This window comes from Microcoleus sp. AT3-D2 (genome assembly GCF_036705715.1).
Classification (GTDB): Bacteria; Cyanobacteriota; Cyanobacteriia; order Cyanobacteriales; family Microcoleaceae; genus Microcoleus.
In genome coordinates, this window is record NZ_JAUBVE010000058.1 from 24,778 (window position 1) to 47,197 (window position 22,420).

At 45.8% G+C, this 22,420-nt stretch carries 25 protein-coding genes; 10 read left to right on the plus strand and 15 right to left on the minus strand.

Annotated features, from left to right (window positions below; all coding sequences use genetic code 11):
- Positions 1–286 precede the first annotated feature (286 nt).
- From QUB44_RS21475 to QUB44_RS21495, 5 genes are all read left to right on the plus strand, one after another.
- Positions 287–1,699 (plus strand): HD domain-containing phosphohydrolase, encoded by a 1,413-nt coding sequence (locus tag QUB44_RS21475; protein WP_333370596.1) that lies wholly within the window; start codon positions 287–289, stop codon positions 1,697–1,699.
- 94 nt (positions 1,700–1,793) lie between these two features.
- Positions 1,794–2,387 carry a pentapeptide repeat-containing protein gene (locus QUB44_RS21480; protein WP_333370598.1) on the plus strand — a complete coding sequence of 198 codons (594 nt, stop codon included), beginning with the start codon at positions 1,794–1,796 and terminating at the stop codon, positions 2,385–2,387.
- A gap of 128 nt (positions 2,388–2,515) precedes the next feature.
- Positions 2,516–3,271 carry a DUF2993 domain-containing protein gene (locus QUB44_RS21485; RefSeq protein ID WP_333370600.1) on the plus strand — a complete coding sequence of 252 codons (756 nt, stop codon included), beginning with the start codon at positions 2,516–2,518 and terminating at the stop codon, positions 3,269–3,271.
- Between the two features lie 235 nt (positions 3,272–3,506).
- A complete protein-coding gene (locus tag QUB44_RS21490; RefSeq protein ID WP_333159422.1) occupies positions 3,507–3,797 on the plus strand; it encodes a DUF1816 domain-containing protein in 291 nt (96 codons plus the stop codon).
- Positions 3,798–4,063: 266 nt separating this feature from the next.
- On the plus strand, positions 4,064–4,339 hold the full coding sequence (locus tag QUB44_RS21495) for a DUF1816 domain-containing protein (protein ID WP_333370602.1): 276 nt from the start codon (positions 4,064–4,066) through the stop codon (positions 4,337–4,339).
- 168 nt (positions 4,340–4,507) lie between these two features.
- On the opposite strand, the gene QUB44_RS21500 is transcribed toward QUB44_RS21495, so the two are convergent.
- The 4 genes from QUB44_RS21500 to QUB44_RS21515 form a co-directional block, all read right to left on the minus strand.
- Positions 4,508–5,524 (minus strand): J domain-containing protein, encoded by a 1,017-nt coding sequence (locus tag QUB44_RS21500; RefSeq protein WP_333370604.1) that lies wholly within the window; start codon positions 5,522–5,524, stop codon positions 4,508–4,510.
- A gap of 519 nt (positions 5,525–6,043) precedes the next feature.
- Positions 6,044–6,220, minus strand: a complete 177-nt coding sequence (locus tag QUB44_RS21505; RefSeq protein ID WP_333370606.1) for a hypothetical protein — start codon at positions 6,218–6,220, stop codon at positions 6,044–6,046.
- Positions 6,221–6,844: 624 nt separating this feature from the next.
- A complete protein-coding gene (locus tag QUB44_RS21510) occupies positions 6,845–8,134 on the minus strand; it encodes a glucose-1-phosphate adenylyltransferase (RefSeq protein ID WP_333370608.1) in 1,290 nt (429 codons plus the stop codon).
- A gap of 302 nt (positions 8,135–8,436) precedes the next feature.
- Positions 8,437–8,775: a hypothetical protein gene (locus QUB44_RS21515; RefSeq protein WP_333370610.1), complete on the minus strand. Its 339-nt coding sequence runs from the start codon at positions 8,773–8,775 to the stop codon at positions 8,437–8,439.
- A gap of 126 nt (positions 8,776–8,901) precedes the next feature.
- On the opposite strand from QUB44_RS21515, the gene QUB44_RS21520 reads away from it, so the two are divergent.
- Positions 8,902–10,368: a glycoside hydrolase family 13 protein gene (locus QUB44_RS21520; RefSeq protein WP_333370612.1), complete on the plus strand. Its 1,467-nt coding sequence runs from the start codon at positions 8,902–8,904 to the stop codon at positions 10,366–10,368.
- 189 nt (positions 10,369–10,557) lie between these two features.
- Here the strand turns inward: QUB44_RS21520 and QUB44_RS21525 are convergent, their stop codons facing one another.
- From QUB44_RS21525 to QUB44_RS21535, 3 genes are all read right to left on the minus strand, one after another.
- Positions 10,558–10,971 (minus strand): fasciclin domain-containing protein, encoded by a 414-nt coding sequence (locus tag QUB44_RS21525; protein WP_333370614.1) that lies wholly within the window; start codon positions 10,969–10,971, stop codon positions 10,558–10,560.
- Between the two features lie 165 nt (positions 10,972–11,136).
- Positions 11,137–11,562: a DUF2358 domain-containing protein gene (locus QUB44_RS21530; RefSeq protein WP_333199006.1), complete on the minus strand. Its 426-nt coding sequence runs from the start codon at positions 11,560–11,562 to the stop codon at positions 11,137–11,139.
- Positions 11,563–11,661: 99 nt separating this feature from the next.
- The gene (locus QUB44_RS21535) at positions 11,662–12,834 is read right to left on the minus strand and encodes an RNA-guided endonuclease TnpB family protein (RefSeq protein WP_333370616.1); all 1,173 of its coding nucleotides are present in this window, start codon (positions 12,832–12,834) and stop codon (positions 11,662–11,664) included.
- Positions 12,835–12,887: 53 nt separating this feature from the next.
- On the opposite strand from QUB44_RS21535, the gene QUB44_RS21540 reads away from it, so the two are divergent.
- Positions 12,888–13,502 (plus strand): hypothetical protein, encoded by a 615-nt coding sequence (locus QUB44_RS21540; protein WP_333370618.1) that lies wholly within the window; start codon positions 12,888–12,890, stop codon positions 13,500–13,502.
- A 34-nt stretch (positions 13,503–13,536) separates the two neighbouring features.
- Here the strand turns inward: QUB44_RS21540 and QUB44_RS21545 are convergent, their stop codons facing one another.
- Together QUB44_RS21545 and QUB44_RS21550 are read right to left on the minus strand one after the other, a co-directional pair.
- The gene (locus QUB44_RS21545) at positions 13,537–13,932 is read right to left on the minus strand and encodes a VOC family protein (protein WP_333370620.1); all 396 of its coding nucleotides are present in this window, start codon (positions 13,930–13,932) and stop codon (positions 13,537–13,539) included.
- A gap of 53 nt (positions 13,933–13,985) precedes the next feature.
- The gene (locus QUB44_RS21550; protein ID WP_333370622.1) at positions 13,986–15,158 is read right to left on the minus strand and encodes a histidinol-phosphate transaminase; all 1,173 of its coding nucleotides are present in this window, start codon (positions 15,156–15,158) and stop codon (positions 13,986–13,988) included.
- A 292-nt stretch (positions 15,159–15,450) separates the two neighbouring features.
- On the opposite strand from QUB44_RS21550, the gene QUB44_RS21555 reads away from it, so the two are divergent.
- A complete protein-coding gene (locus QUB44_RS21555) occupies positions 15,451–15,735 on the plus strand; it encodes a WGxxGxxG family protein (protein ID WP_333370624.1) in 285 nt (94 codons plus the stop codon).
- Positions 15,736–15,913: 178 nt separating this feature from the next.
- On the opposite strand, the gene QUB44_RS21560 is transcribed toward QUB44_RS21555, so the two are convergent.
- The 5 genes from QUB44_RS21560 to QUB44_RS21580 all read right to left on the minus strand — a co-directional run bounded on the left by QUB44_RS21560 (position 15,914) and on the right by QUB44_RS21580 (position 20,002).
- Positions 15,914–16,621 carry an ROK family protein gene (locus QUB44_RS21560; protein WP_333370626.1) on the minus strand — a complete coding sequence of 236 codons (708 nt, stop codon included), beginning with the start codon at positions 16,619–16,621 and terminating at the stop codon, positions 15,914–15,916.
- Between the two features lie 32 nt (positions 16,622–16,653).
- On the minus strand, positions 16,654–16,803 hold the full coding sequence (locus QUB44_RS21565) for a hypothetical protein (RefSeq protein WP_333370628.1): 150 nt from the start codon (positions 16,801–16,803) through the stop codon (positions 16,654–16,656).
- A gap of 143 nt (positions 16,804–16,946) precedes the next feature.
- The gene (gene ltrA, locus QUB44_RS21570) at positions 16,947–18,590 is read right to left on the minus strand and encodes a group II intron reverse transcriptase/maturase (RefSeq protein ID WP_333370630.1); all 1,644 of its coding nucleotides are present in this window, start codon (positions 18,588–18,590) and stop codon (positions 16,947–16,949) included.
- 720 nt (positions 18,591–19,310) lie between these two features.
- Positions 19,311–19,490: an HNH endonuclease gene (locus QUB44_RS21575; RefSeq protein WP_333370632.1), complete on the minus strand. Its 180-nt coding sequence runs from the start codon at positions 19,488–19,490 to the stop codon at positions 19,311–19,313.
- Positions 19,421–20,002: a group II intron maturase-specific domain-containing protein gene (locus QUB44_RS21580; protein WP_333370634.1), complete on the minus strand. Its 582-nt coding sequence runs from the start codon at positions 20,000–20,002 to the stop codon at positions 19,421–19,423. Before QUB44_RS21580 ends, QUB44_RS21575 begins: the two co-directional genes overlap by 70 nt.
- A 168-nt stretch (positions 20,003–20,170) precedes the next feature.
- On the opposite strand from QUB44_RS21580, the gene QUB44_RS31240 reads away from it, so the two are divergent.
- Both QUB44_RS31240 and QUB44_RS31245 read left to right on the plus strand, forming a co-directional pair.
- Complete coding sequence (locus QUB44_RS31240; RefSeq protein ID WP_445299915.1) at positions 20,171–20,422, plus strand: helix-turn-helix domain-containing protein; 252 nt, start codon at positions 20,171–20,173, stop codon at positions 20,420–20,422.
- Between the two features lie 301 nt (positions 20,423–20,723).
- Positions 20,724–21,107 carry a transposase gene (locus QUB44_RS31245; RefSeq protein ID WP_445299916.1) on the plus strand — a complete coding sequence of 128 codons (384 nt, stop codon included), beginning with the start codon at positions 20,724–20,726 and terminating at the stop codon, positions 21,105–21,107.
- A 70-nt stretch (positions 21,108–21,177) separates the two neighbouring features.
- On the opposite strand, the gene QUB44_RS21585 is transcribed toward QUB44_RS31245, so the two are convergent.
- A complete protein-coding gene (locus QUB44_RS21585; RefSeq protein WP_333370636.1) occupies positions 21,178–21,792 on the minus strand; it encodes a hypothetical protein in 615 nt (204 codons plus the stop codon).
- Positions 21,793–22,420 lie beyond the last annotated feature (628 nt).

The window sequence follows — 22,420 nt, forward strand, 5'->3', positions numbered from 1 at the left end:
GCACTCTACATTGAAAATCAAGCATCCAGGATACCCGCCACGTGATTCATCCGTCCAGAAATAAAAAACCTGTATTCGATAAAGGAGCCCCCGAATTTATCGGTGGGGTCAATGCTTCAATTATTTAATCTAAAATCTAAAATCTAAAATCTAAAATCTAAAATCTAAAATCGATTGACTCGGTGGCGAAGCGGTGAAAAATAAAAAACTCGGATTTTTGCCAAAAGTCTTTTCGAGAAGTTCGATCGCCCGCTACAATAAATAAGAGCCGGCACCGCTTTTTGCAATGAATTCAGAATCAACTCTCGCTAGACTACAAGCTACACTTCCCGACGGAAAACTGCCTTCTAGCTACGGGGTATACTTCAAAAACACCCTAGTAGCCCTATGTCACGCCCTAGAAGACCACATTTTGCAAACCAGTGGCGGGGACAAAAGCGAACTCCAACCCTTAGTTTTGGTAACGTTTCAGCAGGGTAAATGGTATTTACAGGAAGCCGATCGCTACCTAGATATTGCTAATGCCTCTCGGCGCGTTGTCATCGGTGCAGTAGCCGACAGCGGTTTCGCTACCCACAAAACCGGGCAATTAGAAAATGTATCTTTAATAAATCTCGATGAGAGCGACCCTTTAATCCAAGAATGGAATTTAATCATCCTCGCCCCGACATACAAAGCAATGGTGCTTTGCCGCGAACTTTCAGACCAGGAATACTTGCCAGAAGGCAAGCCCGAAGTAGATACAGAACGAAAGTTCTACGGTTTGTGGTCGTTTGACCAGTCTTTGGTGTCGGCTGCTGCTGAAATTTTTATAGAACAGACGCGACATTACAACTCTCCTCTGGCCGACAGTTTGCTGGAAATGTACCACGAAATCCTGGCTACCAAAGGTCCGCCCTTGGCAGACATTAGTGGTGTGGTATCGCGGATAGTCACTTACCTGCAAAGTTCTCAGCAGCAAATGGTAGCAATTAACCGCCAAACCCGCGAGTTGTGGGAATTGGAAGGTCAAGCTTTGCGCGTCAGCCGCAATTTGAACGCTAACAAACTTCAAGCTTTTCTGCGGATGGCGCAGCGCGTGGACGAACGCGATACCGCAAACCCCACAGCGTCTTTGCAGGTGGCGGCTTTGTCGGAAACTTTGGGTCAACTGCTGGATTTGCCGGCTTTGCAGTTGCGGAGGCTGCGGCTAGCTGGATTGCTATTTCGAGTCGGCTTAGTTTCGGCCCCGAATGAGGTGTTCGATCGCACTCCCGATGCTTTTGACCCAGCAACTTTCTCATTTTGGCGCGATCGCAGTTTCATTGGTTCCCAATTGCTGCAAGCAATGCCGGAACTAGCACCTGTGGCGGAAATTGTCAAGCACCAACTCGAATATTGGGACGGCAGCGGCAGACCAGAGGGTTTGCGAGCCGAAACCATACCCGTTGCTTCGCGGATTTTGGGGTTGGTGGCTGATTTTCAAGAATTGACTCAACCGCGTGGCGATCGTCCGGCTTTGAGTTTGAGCGAAGCTTTGGAACAGTGCCGCAAACTGTCGGGCACTCGCTTCGATCCGGCTTTAGTTGAAAGTCTCAGCAACGTCGTCAGACTGACAGAAATGGGTTTGATGCAGTTACCGAACCGTCCGAGCCAACTGCCTAACGTGTGGTTGGAGGATTTGGGCGATCGAACGACCGCGACCGCTCCGGCATTATAAAATAACTCGACTGTTGACTGTTGACTGTTGACTGTTGACTGTTGACTGTTGACTGTTAACCAACAACTGACAACCAACAACTGACAACTGACTAATGACTAATGACCTCGAAGCCATACGCAAAGGCAAAATTTTGATGTTGGCCGGCACTGATTTAGCCGGCAAAGACTTAGCCGGAGCCGATCTCGCCGGTGCTAATTTGTCTCAAGCCAACTTGAGTGGAGCTAATCTCGCCGGCGCTAACTTGCAGCGGGCCGTATTGCGAGCCAACCTCCGAGGCGCTGACCTGAGCGGCGCTGACTTGCGAGGCGCAGATTTTCGCAATGCCGATTTGCGGGGAGCTTCCTTCGCTAACGCTTTAGTCCGCGACGCAAGTTTTGGGGGTGCTTTTTTGACGGGGACATCCATCGGCAATTTGGATTTGAGCGGTGTGGATTTGCGCGGTGCCGATTTGCGGGGCGCTGCTTTGGCTCGCGCAATTTTGCACTCCGCCGATTTGAGCAATGCCAATTTGTCCGGCGCTGATTTGTCGGGAGCGGACTTGGAAGAAGCGATCCTGAATGGAGCCGTACTGCGCGGCGCTAACCTGACGGGGGCTAATTTGCTTTGCGCGTTGATCGAACAAACCCTTTGGGATGGAGCTTTGCTCGATCGCGCTTGTCTCCAAGGCACCCCCCTGAGCCCTTAAATTTCAACAATGTTGTTTAGAAGACCGACAAAAAAACAAGATCTGCTTATGAAGTGAATAAGCACAAGCGATTTTTACATTTCTTAATATAGGGTTATAATGGCGACTGTAGATGAGCAAACGAATAAATGGTAGCAGCTTTGTTTAGCAGTACATCCTTTCAAGGTCAAAGTGGCGATCGCCTTGTTAGTAAAGTAGCAGGAGCTGCGATCGCAGCCTTATTCAAGCGTTCAGAAAAGGCCGAGGCCAACATCCGAGTCGAACCAGTAGCCAAACTCTTGCAGGGAAGCATCGACGGTTTCGACTTCGTTGGCAAAGGTATGTTGATGTACAACGGCCTTCGCATAGAAGTGATGGAACTCTACCTGCAAGCACTCTCCATTGATTTTGGAGCGATTTTTGCAGGTCAAGTGAAATTGCGGCAGCCTACCCAGGCAAATATGCGAGTAGTCTTAAGTCGATCGGATTTAACCACCTCATTCAATACACCTTTTGTAGTTGAAAAACTCCAGAAGCTGAAGTACCAAGAGCAATCTCTGAACTTTCAAAACACTGAAGTCAGCTTCGGAACCGACAAATCAATCCGGCTTCAGTCCGAAATTACCGTAGGCGAGGCCAGCGAACCCGTCAACATAGATATTACAGCTCAATTGCAAGTAGAAGACCGACGTAAAATCCAATTTGTCAGCGTTACTTACGGCGGTGACGGGCAAGCAGTAGACTTGGGTCAAGCTATAATTGCCCACGTAAATAACTTGCTAGACTTAGACAAATTTGCCTTAGAAGGCACTCAACTGCGAGTAGACCGCTGCCGAGTTCAGAACGACGAGCTGGTTTTCTACGGTTGGGCTGGTATCGAACAGTTCCCCAAAGGCAAGCGCTAAACCTCAGCAGGCTGAGGTTTGCCCAGCCATCTAGTTTGGAAAAAGAGCATTTTTCAGTTAGCAAACAACCCGCACCGGCGGGTTTTGCTTTAGATTTTAGATGGGAAGAAAAATCTAAGATCTAAAATCTCACATCTAAAGTCGATCGACGCAAAATCAGCACTGAGGTTGATTCGGTCGGGCAAATTATTTTGATAGATTTAAATAATAAATTAAACCACCCTCAAGAATAAAGATGCTAGGATTTTATTTATTTTGTATCTACGTCGCAGTCTTGTCCGTATTTGCCGGGTCGAACCACCGCCGGTCTGAGAAATGGTGGGTAGAAATTGTCACCGATTTGCCCCACTGTACCTACTATTTTGGCCCCTTCGACACCGACAAAGAAGCTTCCAGCAATACTCCCGGCTACATAGAAGACTTGGAAAGCGAGGGAGCCAAAAGGCTTAGCATCCGCATCAAACGCTGTCAGCCTTCGCATCTTACCATTTGCGAAGAAGAATTCTCAGAAACTGTAGCAATTTAAGGATGTTGAGTTTTGAGTTAACTCAAACCTCAACAATAATATAAACACACTCTTCTTCTACTCCTTACCTTGCCGACTTTGTATGTCTAGCAGTCACTTACAGCCACCCAGTCTAAAACTCTTCTCCACCGAAATGCTGATTTTAGACAGCACCAACTCTCAAAAATTACCTGCGTCAAATCAGCACTAAGGACGAGCCGATCAAGTTATTTGCCCGGATAAGTTGAGAAGAGTAAACACTGCTTAACTTGTTGCAGAGGTGAATTATGTTTGAAATTTATATGTTCGGTATGTTCCTGGCGGCGGTTTCGATACTGACTCAACCGATGGCCAGCGGTAGAGGTCGCGAGTGGTGGGTGGAAGTTGACACAGATTCGCCCAAGCACACCTATTACTTTGGCCCCTACGACAGCAAGGATGAAGCTTCTAATAACACTAACGCCTACATCACAGACTTGGAAAAGAAAGGAGCTAAAAACATTAGCATCAACATCAAGCAAGGTCGCCAACCAAGTCAGCTAAAAGCTAGCGAAGAGTCTTGAGAAAGTGGAATGCTCAACTATGAATAGGTTTATCAACCTAAATCTCCTCGGGCGCGGGTTCACCAATATCGATGAGTTCAGAGCCAGGATATTTGTAAACCCGCCTAAACCCAAGGGATGATTCGCTCCTCTTCCTAATTTTGTTTTGTACGAGCAATGCAAGTTTTTTCAAAGTAGCGCTTGGTTTAAATTGCTCCGGGGATTAAAAGTGCGATTGGCTTTGATTTTTTCATAGCATTCGCGTTCTACAGTGCTAATTTCTTTCGGTGTCACGATCGCAATTTTTACCAACAAATCAGTCCGCTCGTTTTTCTTGGGTTTCGGCCATCCTTTGCCCCGCAACCGCAAAGACTGACCCGAACGAATCCCGGCGGGAAATTTCACATTGATCATACCTTCAGGCGCCGGCACTTCAATTGAAGCTCCCAACACCGCTTCGTCGGGAGTTATCGGCACTTCGCAGACCAAATTCTCTCCCTCAAACTGGAAGAAAGCATGAGGCAAAACTTCTAATTTTAGGTACAAATCTCCCTGTTGCTTGCTGTACGGGTCAACTTGGCCTTTGCCTTTTACCCGAATTTTACTGCCGGTTTTCACTCCGGCTGGAATCGAAACTTCGCCCGTGGCGACTCGCTTAGAAGTTCCCCGAAATGCTTCCCCTAGAGTCAGGGAAATGGCGACCTCGGTGTCGAGAGAGCTTCCGGCGGTGCGGTTTTCGTACCCCGCGAAATCTTCAAAGCCGCCAAACCCGGTGGGCCCGCCGCTGCTGGTGCGGTAGTTACTGTAATTCCACTTACCGTTGCGGCCACCACTAGCGCCCGGGCTACCTGCGCGGCCGAGCAAGGCATTGATAAATTCGTCAAAACTGCCGTACTCGCTGAAGTCAACCCCGCCAAAGTCTACAGTCGTACCGCCCCCGCCTGGCGGCCATCCGCCTGGAGTTGTGGCAGCTTGTTTCCAGTATTGACCGTATTGGTCGTATTTTTTGCGTTTTTCAGGGTCAGAGAGCACTTCGTAAGCTTCGTTTACTTCTTTAAAACGAGCTTCGGCTTCTTTGTTGCCGGGGTTCATGTCCGGGTGATATTTGCGGGCTAGTTTGCGGAAAGTTTTTTTAATTTCGTCAGAACTGACACTTTTGTTGAGTCCCAAAATAGCGTAATAGTCTTTAAAATCTGTTGCAGCCATTAACCAATCCCCTCTTTATTAGTTGTTATTTGTTAGTTGTTAGTTGTTAGAAAGAATAAATCCCAAATTAGCCGCAGGATGGCGCATTAGTATAATGCCAGGAGCCGAAGTGCCTGCGGCATCTCATTCAAATTATAGGTTATCAAAGGTTTGGACTCGATCGAGTTCGGTTGTTGCTTGGCGTTCGATCGCAATTTCCGCACTCCGCTGCTGTTTAAGATTTTATAGCATTCGGCTCTCTCGTGCTGAAGGGAGCCGGAGCAGCCGCCTCTAGAAATGCTTTTGGCATTCGACAGCAAAAACAATGCTTTCATCAATTAAGAACGTTTTTACCATCTGAGCCGTTGCTATACCTGTGAGCTTTGAGACGGTGAAACTCCTGCGGCGCAAGCTTTTGGGGAGTTATGAGGCTTAGGGCTTTCGGGAGGCGGCAGCCCGATTGAGGTGAGGCGGGAAAAGCTGCTGCTGTTGCGGGCGCGAGTCCAGGAGGGTTGTCTGGCGCGGACGATCGATCTTTTTTTAGTCTTTTTTTCCGGGGCGCGGTGCGATGGCTACGCCCCGGCTTACGCCTACAAACTTCTCGATATGAGCTTTATCACCCAATCCCAATCTTAGCAGGTTTTCATCAGCAAGTTCGGTCAAATCTGGTGTCTGAATTGTGACTATATAATACCCTAAATTGCGCCGTTCTTCCACAAAATTTCTAGATGTTTTTTATTCACCCCAGACCCGTACTATACAATTTTATTTTTACGACCTCTGAATAGATTTTAAGCCAAGTAATATAACATAAGTTCTCTCCTGTCTGTTAGCTACATCACACACTTTTATAAAACATTAAGATAGGATAGTAGAGCGATAAGCTTTTAACGCTACCAGGGTCATAACATTATGAATTATTTGCTAAGTTGGCCTTGCGGCTGCTGCGACGATTGGAAAGATAGTTCCGAGAGTTCTGTGTTACTCAGAAACGGGCAGCGCATTTGTCAGTCGTGCTACCAGCGCAAATACAAGAATCAGAAGCTATTCGCCAGACGCAGGCGATCGGACATATCTATATCACGGCAGACAGTAACAGAGACTGTCGCTTATTGATAATGCGCGAGCCTTTAAACAAAGCCAACTATTTCGACAACCTCGCATCAGCGGTGAAAATTAATAATCAACAAAAAAAAGAATGAATTTCGTCATCAGTCATCAGTCATCGGTCATTGGTGATCTGTCACTAATTTACTTATTTATCATCAGTCACTTGCTGAGAGGTAACAGATTTTAACTTAAAAAACTAATGACTGACGACTAATGACTAATGACTAATAACTAAATGATAGTTCCATCAGGAATCGTGGCATTTTTCAGAACTACGATAATGCCGCTGCGGATGTAAAAACCTTGGTTTTCGCGGTTGGCTTCTTCCACTCCGTCTTTATTAATTATTTGAACATTGCGGCCGATGCGGGCATTTTTATCCACAATCGCGCGCCGAATTGTAGTATCTGCACCGATACCGAGGGCGACGCCGCCGCTGTCCAAACTCGAATGCCGTTCGGCGTCGGGTTCGTAGAAGTCAGCACCCATGACTAGAGTGTCTTGAATCGTACATCCAGCTTCAATGCGCGATCGAACTCCCAACACAGAATGGTCAATCCGGCACTGTTTGAGAATGCAGCCTTCAGCAATAATCGATTCCGTCACGTGAGTATCTAAAAGCTTAGTCGGCGGCAAGAAACGCGGGCGAGTATAAATCGGCGCATTTTCATCGTAGAAACTGAAAGGCGGCTTAGGCTGTTTTGTCAGAGCCAAGTTAGCATCGTAAAAAGCCTCAATGGTTCCGATATCTTCCCAGTAATCGTCAAACAAATAAGCTTGAACGTTGTGGTCTTTTGCATTATTCGGAATAATCTCTTTACCAAAATCTGTTTGGTTGGGAGATTCCTTCAGGAGTTTAATCAGAACTTCTTTTTTGAAGACATAAATCCCCATCGAAGCAATGTAAGGACTTTCCTGAGCCTGCTGCGGTGTCAGTCCCAGTTTAGTAGTATCCACCTGCATTTGTTTGAGCGCATCGCCTTTTGGCTTTTCGCTGAATGAAATAATGCGACCGTTGTCGTCGATTTTCGTCAAACCAAAATCCGAGGCCCGCTTCTCGTCCATTGGCAAAACCGAGAGGGTGATATCGGCGTTGGTTTCGCGGTGTCTCTGCACAAACTTCTGGTAGTCCATGCGGTAGAGGTGATCGCCCGAAAGAATCAAGTATTCGTCAACGTCCCACTCTTCTAGCAGCCAGAGATATTGGCGAACTGCGTCGGCTGTCCCTTGAAACCAGTTGGGGTTTTCCTGAGTTTGCTGGGCGGCGAGCACCTCGGCAAATCCGTCGGTGAAGCCGGAAAACTGGTAGGTGCGAGCGATGTGACGGTTGAGGGATGCGGAGTTGAATTGGGTGAGGACGTAGATTTTGACTATTTCCGAGTTGATGCAGTTGCTGACAGGAATATCGATGAGGCGATATTTGCCTGCGAGGGGAACTGCGGGTTTGGCTCGCAGTTTGGTTAGGGGGTAAAGGCGGGTGCCTACACCGCCACCGAGGATGATGGCTAAAACTTTTTTCAAGGAACTTTCTCCCTAGGGTCGATTAACTCTCCAAGTACAGTGTCGGATGGTGAGGGCTTCTTGACAAGGGGGGGGAGCAAGGAAGTTTTGAGTTTTGAGTGATGAGTTGAGTCGCTTACCCACAAACCGGGTTGTTTAATCCAAATACTTCTTCACACCCTCAATAAGAGTTAAAAAAAACCGGTTTAGAAGAGTTGGAGTGTGGCCGGGGCTGGAGTTATGGCTTTTGAGTTATGAGTTTAAATACCCCTCAATCAATAATGGATATTTTAAAAATTTGGGAGTTGTGAGTTAAAACACCCCTAAATAAATAAGGGCAGTTTAACAAAAGAATAAGGTTCGGGGTTTTGGCTGTTAATTACAAATTTTTTGGGTAAATTCCCCGTTTTGGCAATTTCTCGATCGAGGCTCATGGGGCTGTTGTTCTTTTTCAAGGCAGGTCGATGATCGCGCCGCCACGCCCGCTGACGCTCTGTATGAGCCCTTCTTCGCGCTCTGGTTCTGCTGGAATTTGATCCGGTTCTTTTGGCTGGCGCTCCTGTTATCTGAGTTTGTCCGACTCCACACCAGTCAGAAAGCGCCGCCCGCCGGGACGATAAATTTTTAGGTAGAGTCAGTTTTCCATCTTGGATTGAGTGCAAATTTGTGTAATTTTTTACAATTTGTCGATCGACAAAATGGGATAAAGTGTCTATTCTCTACCAAAAGTTAGATTCCCTAGAAACCTCTGCTACTGTAGCCTAAGCCGTAAAAGCTAGAAAAAGTGTATGCAAATTCAAACGCCGGACTGGGTTAAAAACGCAGTATTCTACCAAATATTCCCCGATCGCTTCGCCAAAAGCAAACAGCCTCGCAAACGCATGCTGCAAAACTTCATGTGGGAAGAATGGCACGCAATCCCCACCCTGCAAGGCTACAAAGGCGGGGACTTGTGGGGCGTGATGGAAGAGCTAGACTACTTGCAAGACTTAGGCATTAACGCAATTTATTTCACCCCCATATTTCAGTCGGCCAGCAATCACCGCTACCACACCCACGACTACTATCAAGTCGATCCGATGTTGGGTGGCAATCCGGCTTTTAAAGAGCTTCTAGACGCAGCTCACGATCGCAATATCAAAATCGTCCTAGACGGCGTATTCAACCACGCCAGCCGCGGCTTTTTCTTCTTCCACGACATCCTCGAAAACGGCCCCGGTTCTCCTTGGCTCGATTGGTTTAAAATTGAAGGCTGGCCGTTATCTGCCTACGACGGCAATTTTCCTGCTAATTATGCCGGTTGGGATGGGAATCGAGCCCTTCCTGTATTCAATCACGAGAATCCAGAAGTGCGAGAATACATCATGGAAATCGCCGAATATTGGATTAAATTCGGCGTCGATGGCTGGCGCCTGGACGTTCCTTTTGAAATTAAAACCCCGGGATTTTGGCAGGAATTTCGAGACCGAGTTAAAGCAGTTAATCCCGAAGCTTATATTGTGGGCGAAGTTTGGGAAGATGCGACAGAATGGCTCGACGGTACTCAATTTGACGGGGTAATGAATTATCTTTTTGCTGCACCGACTATTGCTTTTGCAGCGGGCGACAGGGTTGATTTAACTCAAATTGAAGGCCGTGCTTACCATCCCTATCCGCCGCTTTTTGCTAAAGAGTACGGCGACAAAATTCAGCAGGTTTTGGAAATGTACCCGTGGCCGATACAGCTAACTCAACTTAATTTGTTGGCCAGTCACGATACTGCGAGGTTGTTAACAATTGCAGGAGGCGATAAAGCTAGCGTCGAACTCGCAACTTTGCTGCTGTTAACTTTTCCCGGAGCTCCTAGCATTTATTACGGCGATGAAGTTGGTTTGCCCGGAGCTCTCGATCCCGATTCTCGCCGCGGTTTTCCCTTAGAAGCTCGCTGGGAACTTGATGTTTTAGATTACCACAAGCAGTTGATAGCTTTGCGGCACAAATACGCGGCCCTCCGCACTGGTTCGTACCAAATTCTGTTTGCTGAAAGAACGGTTTACGTTTTTGCCCGAATTTTGGGGGATGAGGAAATAGTTGTTGCTGTCAATGTCGCGACCGAAGAAGCTAATATTAGCTTTGAGCCAGCTAATCTGAAATCTCCTCACGATAAATTGCTGTTTGGTAAAGGCGAGTTTGTTTGGAAAGGTGACGGGGAAACTCGCCTTTTAGAATTGATGCTGCCGGGGCGCTCAGGATTGATTTTAGGTTCGGATAATTAGTTCAGCAATTACGCAAGTGTCACGATCCAATCGACTTTTAGGGTGCGTCAGACCGAGTTATGGACGGATGAGCGATGGTTTGGACTCTGACGCATCTTACTCATTGTAACACTTGCGTAAGTTCTCTAGTTTAAAATGTAAGGTGCGCCCATAAGCACCCTACTAAATTTAGAAATGCCACAAGTTTGATTATGCTGCAACCAATGCTGGTATTAGCACCGCATCAATGATATGAATGACGCCATTGTCGGCAAGAATATCTGGAGTGATAACTTTAGCATCATTGACTTTAATGCCGTCAGAAGTATCAATTCCTACCACAGAACCTTCCACTGTTTCAGCAGAACTTAACTCAAGCAAGTTCTCAGTTAGTACCTCGCCAAACAGAATGTGATAGGTCAGAATTTTCTTGAGCTTGGGTATGTCTTCCAGCCAAGAGGCAATAGTGTTCGTAGGAATTTTGGCAAATGCCTCATCAGTTGGTGCTAAGACGGTGTAGGGGCCCGGACTTTGCAATAAATCTAACAAACCAGCCGCTTCAATAACAGTCACGAGGGTTTTGAAAGAACCGGCATTTGTGGCAGTCTCGACAATATCAGCCATGATGTTTTTCAGGAGTGCAAATAGCAGAAAATGAATCAGAGGCGACAATCATTTTAGCAATTTACAAATAGCAGAAAATGAATCGGAGGGATGATGATTATTTTAGCCATTATAAGTTAATTCGGTTGCCGGCCCTGATGGCTCGGCGCGATCGACCTTTGTGGCTTATACTTGGGTCGCCTCCTCCCCTTTGCGGAAAAACTGCTTTAAAATCTCTCCGGGCTCTCTGTCCCAGGTGTCGATATGTTCGTAAATTAAGCCGTCTTTATCCAGTTTATAAGTAGAGTAGCCGTTAAAAAAAATCCGAGCTTTCCAGGGAACCCGCAGTGTCCCACGAACAGTCCAATTTGCCACAATAGTATCAGGGGCTGTCTGACCTACGTCGTGCAGGTCGAAGTAAATCTCGTTAAAGAATAGCTGCCCGTGAAATCGCAGAGTCCAAAAAATAATGCGATAGTTGATTTTTCCTTTAAATTTGTTAACAGGGTCTTGAAAATAAACATCTTTTGTGTAGATGTCGTAGGAGATGTCTTTCTCAAAAAGCGTCGGGAGATCCGCTTTCAGGGTGTCTACCGCTTGTTCTACCTGCATTTGATATTCGATCGCGCTCAAACTACCACCTTGTGACAGTATTAATTTATAACTTTAATTGACATCCTCACCGGGCTTACGCCACGGTGATTCCAAGAATCACTTCTTAGATATTTCTGCTTCATCGCAACTGCCATCAGACTTATGCCTATCCGGTCTTACGTTCGCTCCACAGACTTTCACCGCAAGCCCTGCGGCAAGAATGTTTTGTGCGGCGTTGATATCTCGGTCATGGTGTGCGCCACAATTCGGGCAGTCCCATTCACGAATATTCAACGGCAGTTTTTCAACGATGTGACCACACTTGCCACATCGCTTAGAACTCGGAAACCATCGGTCAATTTTGACCAACGTGCGACCGTACCAGTCACACTTGTATTCAAGCTGCCTGACCAACTCACCCCAACTTGCGTCAGTGATAGAAAGAGCAAGCTTCCGGTTCTTGACCATATTCTTCACAGCCAAATCTTCGACGGCAATCGTTTGATTTTCACGTACCAATCGAATCGTCAGCTTGTGAAGAAAATCCTTTCTGGCATCAGCAATTTCTTGATGCACCTTTGCAACTTTGAGCCGTGCTCTGTGGCGATTGTTGGACCCTTTCTGCTTTCGACTCAATGCCTTTTGAGCTTTCTTCAGTTTGTGGCGTTTTGCATTAAAACCTTTGGGATTGGCAATCTTTTCACCGTCACTCAAAGCAACCAGACTTGTGACACCCAAATCAACCCCAATCTCGTTGGAGCATGGAAGCAATGGTTCAATCTCAACATCCACCAGCAAAGAAACTGTCCATCTTCCAGCAGCCGAGAGCTTCACCGTGATAGTTGTTGGTGTTGCGCCTTTGGGCAATTCTCGACTCCAGCGAATCGGCAACGGCTCAGAACACTTGGCAAGGAACACTTGCCCGTTTCTGAACTTGAATGCAGATTTGGTAAACTCTGCACTCCCACCGTTTCGTTTCTTCTTGAAGGTTGGATATTTCGCCCGTCCGTCAAAGAAATTCGAGAACGCTTTCTGAAGATGTCTCAATCCTTGCTGCAATGGTACACAGCTAACCTCCGACAGAAATTGCAAGTCATCTTGCTTTTTCCATTCAGTCAACAATGCCGAAGTATCGCTGTAACCGACTCGTTTTTTCTCGTCGTACCAAGCCTGTGTTCTCACAGCCAGGGCGCGATTGTAGACCAAACGAGTACAGCCCATCGTGCATCTGAGCAAGGTTTCTTGCTCAGGCGTGGGATAGAAGCGGTACTTAAAGGCTCTCTGTGTCATGTCTCACATTATAGCAATTATTCCGTGAGATATCTAGGTTCTAATGTAAAGCCGTGCTAGAAGCACGGGGTTTCCACCCACAATTTTCGATGGATAATCTCGATCGGCAGCGGGAGGAGAAAAAAATTGATACTTCAACCAGCTCTAATCTTACCTCTAATTATATTGTCCGCCTCGGCCTTTCTGCTGACCCGGACTTGCGACATCGAAACCTTGGCACAGATTTGACAGAACACCCCCACTCCTCTGAAATTCTCGCAGAAATCAACAGCGGCAAGCTGTTGATGGTAGATAGCCGTCGCCGGAACGGCCTAATTTTGATTAAACATTTCCACGCGGAGTTTGCCGGGCCTGGGGCTGCCGTTGGGGGCGCTTTTGATGTTGACTCTCAGCAGGCGATTCCTGTGGGCGATTTTTGTTTGGTTTGCCCTCAATCTCCCGAAGAAATACAGAAAGCTTTTGGAATTCGGCGGCAGTGGGTGCGGTTAATGGAACAGTTAACGGCAAAGCCGGCAGCTTTGGAACGCGCACAAATGGTTTTAACTCAGTTTGAACAATATTTGGATTCGGAAACTGTGGCACACATTCCCGATGAAGCTTTGGCACTTTTAGTAGGCGTATTTCCCCAAACCATTCGGGCGGCACGGCAAGGAAATGATCAGTTATAAATTGGTGTAGATACCTTATGCTGCGATCGCGCTGCTACAAGCTCCACTCGGCATTCTGCAAAACGACTCGATAGCCATCTGGGTCTTCAAAGGTCACTCCATCTTTGTCCCAGTAGGGATTGTAGGAGTTTACAGGCTCAAATCCCATTGCTTTCATTCGCTCAACAGCCTGCTGCCATTCTTGTTGGTTAGGAAGGTAAAAGACGATAAGATTGTCTTGAGTTGGAGCGCCACCTACAATATGTCCCCGTTGATGGATGAATTCAAAGTGGTGGCTTTCTCCTGGCATCCCAACCATTACTCCGTCAAAACCTTCATGGTTTTCAAAACCATCGAGGATTTGCAGCCCTAAACCCTCTGTGTAGAAATGAACAACTCGATCGAGGCAATCCGTTGGACGAGCAACCCGTAAAACCTTTCCTTGAAGCATATATATCTTCTCCAAAGTTATTTTTGTGTTAAGCAGAAACTGGATACCTAATATTATGAGTTATCAAAAATTTCTCCTATTCGATCGACTGTCCGCTGATTTTCCTCCGGGCTACCCACCGTAATTCGCAAACCTCCTCCAGTATGCCTAATTAAAGTACCTCCCTCTTTTAGCTGCTGCATGATTTGTTTGTGTTCCTGTTCGGCAGATTCGCCCTCGTCGGTTTTCACCCGCAGGTAAACGAAGTTAGCCGCACTCGGCCAAACTTGCAATTTTTGATGCTGAGTTAGCGCTGCAATTAATTTGGCTCTTTCTGATAGAGTTTCGGGAATGGTTGCTAGCAATAACTGCCGCTGCGCTAGAGCTAACTCGGCTGCAGTTTGGGAGAAACTGGGAAGGTTGTAGGGGAGGCGGATTTTTTCTAAGGTGGCTGTGAGTTCGGGATGGGCGATCGCATATCCGACTCTCATTGATGCTAACCGAAATGCTTTGGAAAATGTTCGCAAAATTATCCAATTCGGATGATAGTGCAATTGGTATGCTAAAGTATTTTGGCTGAATTCAAAATAGGCTTCGTCAATTACTACTAATATCTCTTCGGGTAAAGTTGACAACCATTCTATTTCATCTGCTGTCAAAGCATTGGCTGTGGGGGAATTGGGATGAACGACAAAGACGGCGCGCACGGGGGGATTTTGGTTTTGGCTGATCGCCCTTTTAGCAGCCTCGATATCTATTTCAAAATTTTCCTCTTTCCGCTGAGCACTCACAACGGGAATGCCGAGGGTTTGGGCGATTATTCCATACATCGAAAAGGTGGGATTCGCAACGAAAATAGAGCCTGCGCCGCCCAAGCAAGTAGCTATTAAGATGGATCTAATTAGTTCGTCGGAACCGTTGCCCACAGAAATATTGTCGGCTGTAATGGCGGTTTTTGGCAGTGTAACCCCCCCTAGCGGGGGGATTGTGATTGATTCATTGACGTATTGGGCGATCGCCTCTTTGAGCGCTGCGTGGCCTCCGTCGGGATAGCGATTTGTCTCAATTAACTGCTGGTAAGTCCAAGCTAGCTTTTTTTTTAATTCTTCTGGCAAGTCGTAGGGGCATTCATTGGTATCGAGGCGATCTAGTACACTTTCCGAGTGTGCTGATTCTCCTGACGCGCCCCCCGGATGGGGAGTGTATGCAGTAAGTTCGGCTAAGTCTTTTCGGATAAAGGGAAGCATGGTATGATTTTAAACTTTTGATTTAGATTGTCACCTTACAAAGCAAGGCAGAAGGCAAAAGTCAAGAAAAATTAAGAAGGCAAAAATTTTCATTTTTTACCTCCCTGCTGAAATTTCTGCCTAATGCCGACTTACTTCTGCTGTATCAAAGGCGTCTAAACTTAGGATATAGCCTTTTCTATCTCGAAAGCAAGAGGAGAGAGGGAAGTGATTTTCTGTCGCTCGATTGATGCGTCGGCTGCGGCAAATTGATTATTTTGATAAAGTAACTGCTGATATTTGGAAACCGAGTATGAAAGTCAAGCCTTCCGATATATCTAAAAATGCCGCCGCTACCCTCATAGCTTTGAGTTTGGCTGTTCTCCCTTCAGCTATGCCTGCCTCCGCTCAAACTAACTCAGCTCCGGCACAGAACAATACTGAGTCTAATGGAGTTGTTCTAGACAGAACTCCCCTTCAAGAAAGCCAAGAAGACAACAATCATTGGGGTGCTTTGGGTTTGTTAGGCATCCTCGGTTTGGCGAATCTGTTTCGCAAGGATGAACCCAAACGCTACCGCGATCCGATGGGCGAATAATTTTTTTTAAAAGGGCGATCCTCTTCGAGGGTTCCGCTAACGCACAAGCCAAAAACCTAATCAACCATCGTGGATTCAGAAACCGGGTTTTTTACCGAAAGACGGGATTATTGCCTTTAATCAGAGCAAAAAATCCGGTTTCTTTGATATTGATGGGAATTTTTCCCACCCAGTTTACTCAATCACGCCACAAAGCAATCCCGCCCAATAAACCGCTCACATTTGGTACTATTTTAACCTGTGGCGGCAACTCAAAAGCAATCTTTTTAGTATTGCCACCGCCGATGTAAATGCGATCGCAGTTAAAGAGATTTTGCACAGAGGTGAGCGCTTTTTCCAGACGGCGATTCCATCTTTTGGAACCCACTATATCTAATGCCGATCGCCCTAATTGCTGTTCGTAACTTTCCCCTTTACGAAAAGGGTGATGTCCTAACTCTAGATTTGGCACCAAGACACCATCGACAAATAAGGCAGAACCGAAACCGGTGCCAAGGGTAATTACTAATTCTACCCCCGTCCCAGCAATTGCTCCCAATCCTTGAATATCGGCATCGTTAGCCACTCGCACAGGTTTCCCCAAGCGATCTTTGAGGGTAGTTTCTAGGTCAAAATCTATCCAAGACGGATCTAAATTCACTGCAGTTTTGATGACGCCTAGACGCACGACGCCGGGAAAACCGACGGATACTCGGTCAAATTCCCCTTGTCCGCTGGCTAAAGAGGCGATCGCCTCTAGTACGGGTTCCGGTTTCGGTGGTTGAGGCGTTTCTAAACGGCTGCGTTCCGTTTGGGGTTCGCCTTCATTGTCCAACACCATAACTTTGATGCCGCTTCCGCCAATGTCAACGGCTAAGGTGCGAGTCGATCGATCTTGTTCAGTCATTTGATTGTTGAGACTTGCAAGTTGGTAAAATTTTAATTTTTGAATTGGCAAAACTTTTGAATCGCTTCCCACATTTCCGCTAGGAAAGTTCCCACAGAATGATCATCTTCTAATTCGATTAATTGCACCGAGGGACGGTTAGCGGCAAAATTTCTGCTAGCTGTTAGAGTCGATAGGGGCATTTCTACACCTACCTCTACTTCAGAACCGGACGTGAGACGCTAGAGTCGAGGGGGATGGTCGGGTAAGGTTCGAGAGTCACCTCTGTCCCCTCCCCTAAGAACGCAGCATGAGAGTTTCCAGCTCACTGCGCTCAAGCTTTGCTTCAAGCCCGTTTCAATTTGGTTTTTGAATGTACCTGCTTATGGCACGTTTTGTGCAGGTGTTCAAGGTTTTCTACGTCGTCTAGTCCACCTTGAGCCACAGGCACTCTGTGATGGGTTTCTAACTCCTCATCATTGAATAAAGGTTCACCGCACATAGGGCCTTTCCAATTTTGAGCCTGAGCTACCAAGTAATACTTGGAGTTCTTCTCCCAGTGTGATTTGCCTTGTTTTTGGTGACGTTTTTCCCAGTATTCTTTGAGTGAGGGGTCGTCTGGAGATGCGTTACCACGTACCTTTATATGACGCTCAATAGACGTGTCTGCTATGGGGTAGAGACTAATAATCTTCTCTTTCCCCTGGCGGCCGCTAGTATAAGTGGCGAACGTCCATTTGTTGCCTTTAATAGTATGGAAGTAACGCTTCCGTACCCATGAGGTGTTTTTGTTGGGGTGTTTACGCTTGCACCACCGCCAAAGGTATTCCCACACTCTTGATTTTATGTAGGAGAAGGTTTCTTTGCTAACTACCCCTTTGTAGTAATTAGCAAAACCTCTGAGAATAGGATTGAGTTTACTTATAACCGCTGCTTGTGTCGCTCCATTAAGACCTTTGATTATCTCTCCAATCCGCTGGCAAAAGTCGAGGACTTTCTGTTTGGACGGTTTGATTAACAGTTTACCGTTATAGTGTCTATGGTTGAACCCAAGGAAGTTGAAACCATCTTCCATTGACGTGATTATCGTCTTCTCAGGACTGAGTTCAAGTCCTCGTTCTGACATCCATTGTTGAATCTGAATTTGGGTCTTTTCAAGACTTTCCTTGTCTCTAGCGGTAACAATGAAGTCATCCGCGTAACGCACCACACCAACTTTGGGATTGGTGGATTTTATGAATGTTTCTAATCCATGCAATCCGATGTTGGCTAACAGAGGTGATAAAACTCCTCCTTGCGGTGTACCCTGCTCAGTTGGGTTGTATTTCCCGTTGAACATAAATCCAGCTTTTAACCATCCTCTTATTAGTTCTCTGTGAGGGATATTACCAATACTCTTGAGGATGGATTCATGTGCAATGTTGTCGAAGAATCCCTTAATATCAGCTTCTAAAACCCAAGTATGTCTAGCATTAGGACTAGAGTTTAGTCTGATCCAGCTTTGTGCAATTGCATCTTGACAACTTCTTCCAGGTCGATACCCATAGGAATTAGGCTCGAACTGGGATTCCCATTCGGGTTCTAGCATATTCTTTACTATTGCCTGCATGACTCTATCCCTTACGGTAGGAATTCCGAGAGGGCGCATTTTTCCGTTCTTCTTGGGTATTGCTACCCGTCGTACTGGTTTGAAGTTTCCTCCTTTCCAAGAACGGACAAATTTTACTCGTTGTGTGGGAGTGTTTATCACCTCTTTATCAATCCCAGCAGTCTTTTTACCAGTGTTGGTTTGAGTAATTTGTCTTACAGACAGTAATAAGTTGGCGTAACTTCGTAACAATAACTTCTGCAAGCTTCGTAACTTGCGAAAGTTACCAAGTTGACGGACACGAAAGATTCTTTGACGTAGATTTCTAACAACCTTGGTCATCTGTCGCCAATTAATATCGCTCCAGTTCTCTAGCTGCTTCTTTTGTCCGTTTACTGTCATTTGCATGGCGGTATCTAACTTATCATTAGATGTGATTTCTTTGTCAGTTCATCTATCGTACAAAACCCAAGTGAAGTCGGCTTTTCCTTTCGGTCAGAAGCAAATTTTGAACTTCTATACAACCGATTACAGGCTGTCTTTCGCTTTTTCACTCATCCTCTATCCTCCGGAGAGTTCAGTCTTTGTTACCTCAGACTTACTACAAGTATTCGACCTCTTGTAGACTCTGTAGGACTTACCCTGTTTTGTCGTTTTAGTTGTCTGTTCTCTTTTAGGTGCTGCCTTTTCTGCGGTGGGATTATATTCACACGATTTAGAGAAGATAAAACTATAAATCTACCCACATACCTTTTGGTTAGAGCCTGTCAGCCTGATTTGGCTCTTTGGGCGATGACGCAGTTTAATCAGCAGTTCACTTTAGTTCACCTTATGAAAACTCCCCTTTGCTCCATTACCACATTAGGCTTGCAGTATCGGCTACTTTTGTGGTCTGCACTCCATCCTTTCTGTTACCATACCGGGACGTGACCGGACTCCAATGAGGAGTCTTTTACACAGGGGTAGAGGGTGTGAATCCTCTAGGGGAGTAGGCTCCCCGTACTAAAACGACCATTTCAGGTCGCGCTTACCATCCCGCCCCTCTCTTCCGAAACCGGACTTAAAAATTTTTCTTCATCCGGTTACTCAATGTGTTTCCTTTTGTCATTACAGGACTTCTGACTACCATCGCTGGCAGTCTTCCCATCCTGGCAATGCCGATGCAAGAGTTGTATGTAGGTTTTTCCACTCATCCTTGTCGCCTAGTGCTCTAGGGATTTTGTGGTCTATTTCTAATACATCCCATTCCTGAAAAAAGTGTAATTCGCACTCCTGGCATTTACCCTTTTTTTCCTTGAGCAACTTAGCCTTACGACTAGCATTTCAAGGTTTTTTAATAGTCGGGAACTCCAATAAACTGTGTCGCCGTCGTAGGGGCTTTTATCGCCATTAACTTTCACATAGCTGGTGCTACTGCTGCCAAATTCACTATGTTTAAGTAACCGAAGGGGATCATCCCCGTTCTTGGTTGCGAATACCCAGTTATTGCTGCCTATGGAAGTCCAGTATTTAATATGACCGGAGTTGATGCTTTCACACCGACGTTTTCCCCATGTACGAAGTTTCAGGTATGCGAGGTTATCTTGTTTGGTTAATACTCCAACGCTTTGGGCATCGGAGTTTGCGTAGTAGGAAGCCCATCCCCTTATTACAGGGTTGAGGTGTTTGATTAATGCCGCTTGAGGCGCACACCTATGTTTTCTGATGATTCTTCCAATCTCCTCTTGATGAACCTTACTCGCCTTCAGGGATGGGGTGAAGGGCGATATTTGCCAGTAACGGGGAAATGACCCCACCCTGTGGCGTACCCTCATACCCTTTTCCTAAAGTAGTCCTACAATTAGTCAAGGTCATTTTTGTAAGTTAGTACCCAAACACAAGGAAAAAAATGTTACTCCTGCGTCAAAATTGAGATTCGGGAAACAGAACAAGAACTAAAAGCTCTTCTGGGGAGAGAGAAAGACGCTCACCGCCACGAAAAATTGAAAGTTCTGTATAGGCTCAAAAGCCAAACGGTAGAAACCGTATTGTCTGCTGCTGTACGGTTAGGGAAACATCGTACCACAGTACAAAGATGGTTGTCTAGTTATCGACAAGGGGGAATAGAAAAATTGTTATTGCAGAAACCTCGTTCGGGAAGACCAAGAATCATGAATCCTGAAACTGTCGAGAGATTATCAAAGGAATCACAAGAACCCGAAGGATTCAGTAGTGACAAAGAAATACACCAATAGCTGACAAGCTGCTGTGAAGTAAAAGTGGCATACAGGACAGTACATTAGTGGGCAAGATATCGACTAAAAGGAAAATTAAAAGTACCGCATCCCGTGATTTAAAAACAGAAAACCGGGGCAGTAGAAGAATTTAAAAAAACTGTCATCTCTAATAAAAAGCAGTCGCTCGTCAGACTGAGAGCTTTTTAAATCAATGGAGAAAAGTGCGATATAGGAGTGAAGATGAAAGTCGAATTGGTTTGCATACAATTCAAAGAAGAAAGTTAACAGGTCGAGGCATACAATCGCAAGTAAAAGTGCAATGGAATTTTATTTGTTTCTGGCTGTACGGTGCAGTAGAAACACTAACAGGAGAGAGTTTTTTTACGAGTTTACGCATCTAGATATAGTATGCTTTGAGAAATTATTAGAGCTATTTGCCAGTAAGTATCCTAGGTATTTACATATAATACAAGTAGATAATGGAGGGTTTGATAACTCTTTAAATCTCAGTATACCAGAAAATGTAATTTTGCTCTTTGGGCCCGCCTACAGTCCGGAAGTAAATCCAATAGAAAGACTGTGGGGGTATGTAAAAAGACAATTAAAAGGGTTAAGATTTGAACACATAGAGGAGTTGAGAGCAGCGGTGCAAAAAGAGTTAAACAAGTTGATGAATGAAGTCATTGCTTCTTTGACGGGATAGCAATTCATTTTAGAGGCTATATCTGTAGCAGAACTTTAGGAAATTGGTATTATTTGCGATCGCACCCACCCTACAAATCAAAACTCTCTTCACCAATACTTCCCAGTTCCCCGCTACCCAGAAACTCTTCTTCCTCTAGTTCCTCACTCCCCGACTCGAAACTTTCCACCACAAACGGCAAACCAGCCGCCATCAAACCCCGTTGAATCAGTTCCGGCGTTTCCTCAAACAAAACAAATAGCGGATGAACAGCCTCCGCTTCATCGCTGTAAATATGTCTGTAGCGCTGCGGCATCACCCATTCGTAACCTTTATCCAGCCAAACTTGAGACTGCCGCCAGCGGCCAAGCAACTCAGAAAACTCTTCGCCCGGACGATGAATGAAAATCAAAATTTCCACTCCAATTTTAACTTTCCATTCAGGATCGCACATCAAAATCGCCAAATCGCAGGGCAAACAAACTGCCTGTCCGGGCGATATGCTAGTGCCGCTGCTTCCGGCATAAGAAACCCCGTCTCGCAAGCGGGCAATTGGCAAAGGAATTGTGATTAAACTCTCATGGGCGCGGCGGATACTCGGAATCATTTCCATGTAAACCCGATATTTTTTCAGCAGGGCGATCGCGGCAGAAGATTCGCTGTACTCTGCTAGTAAAGTCTCGTAATGTGATTGTTTAACAGACATTTTCAAACCAAAGAATATGTAATTACTAATTTGCTAATTGCTAATTGAGCGCTTCTCGTTACTAGGAAGACCCCATTGGTGACAACTTAAGCTCAAGTTCCCCGAAGGGGAGAACTTGAGCTTGCCTCCAGGCCTTGCTGTGTAACGCCAACAGCCATTGAAGCATTTATGGCTATGGGCTACAAATGTCTGGAGAATGTTTACAACCTTTTTATTTACAAGGTTTGAGCCATTTGCAGTCTCAAGATTCAGCCCAATACGATGCCTCTTTGTCATTTTATGCCGCTCGCCTGAACTTCATCAGAGCCAAAAAGGTAATCTGGTCTGTAACGTGTGACTCTGGGAGCAATTCTTGCAATCTGGCTGCGATCTCACTTCAGTTGAGGCGAACTGGTACATTCCGATGGCGAATATGATCTGGTATAGTACTTCGTTTTCCCATGTTGCTGGTCTATTCAAGAATCTAGCGTGTCTTCAGACCTGAGAGTGTCAATACCCCAAGCTCAAAATCACGATGCCGCAATCTTATAGCTCATAAGATTGATCATAAGTAGGACTTACGCATTGACAAAATAACCGAACAGTGCATTGATAAATAATTGTCGTCTCCTTTCTAAGTATGGAACAA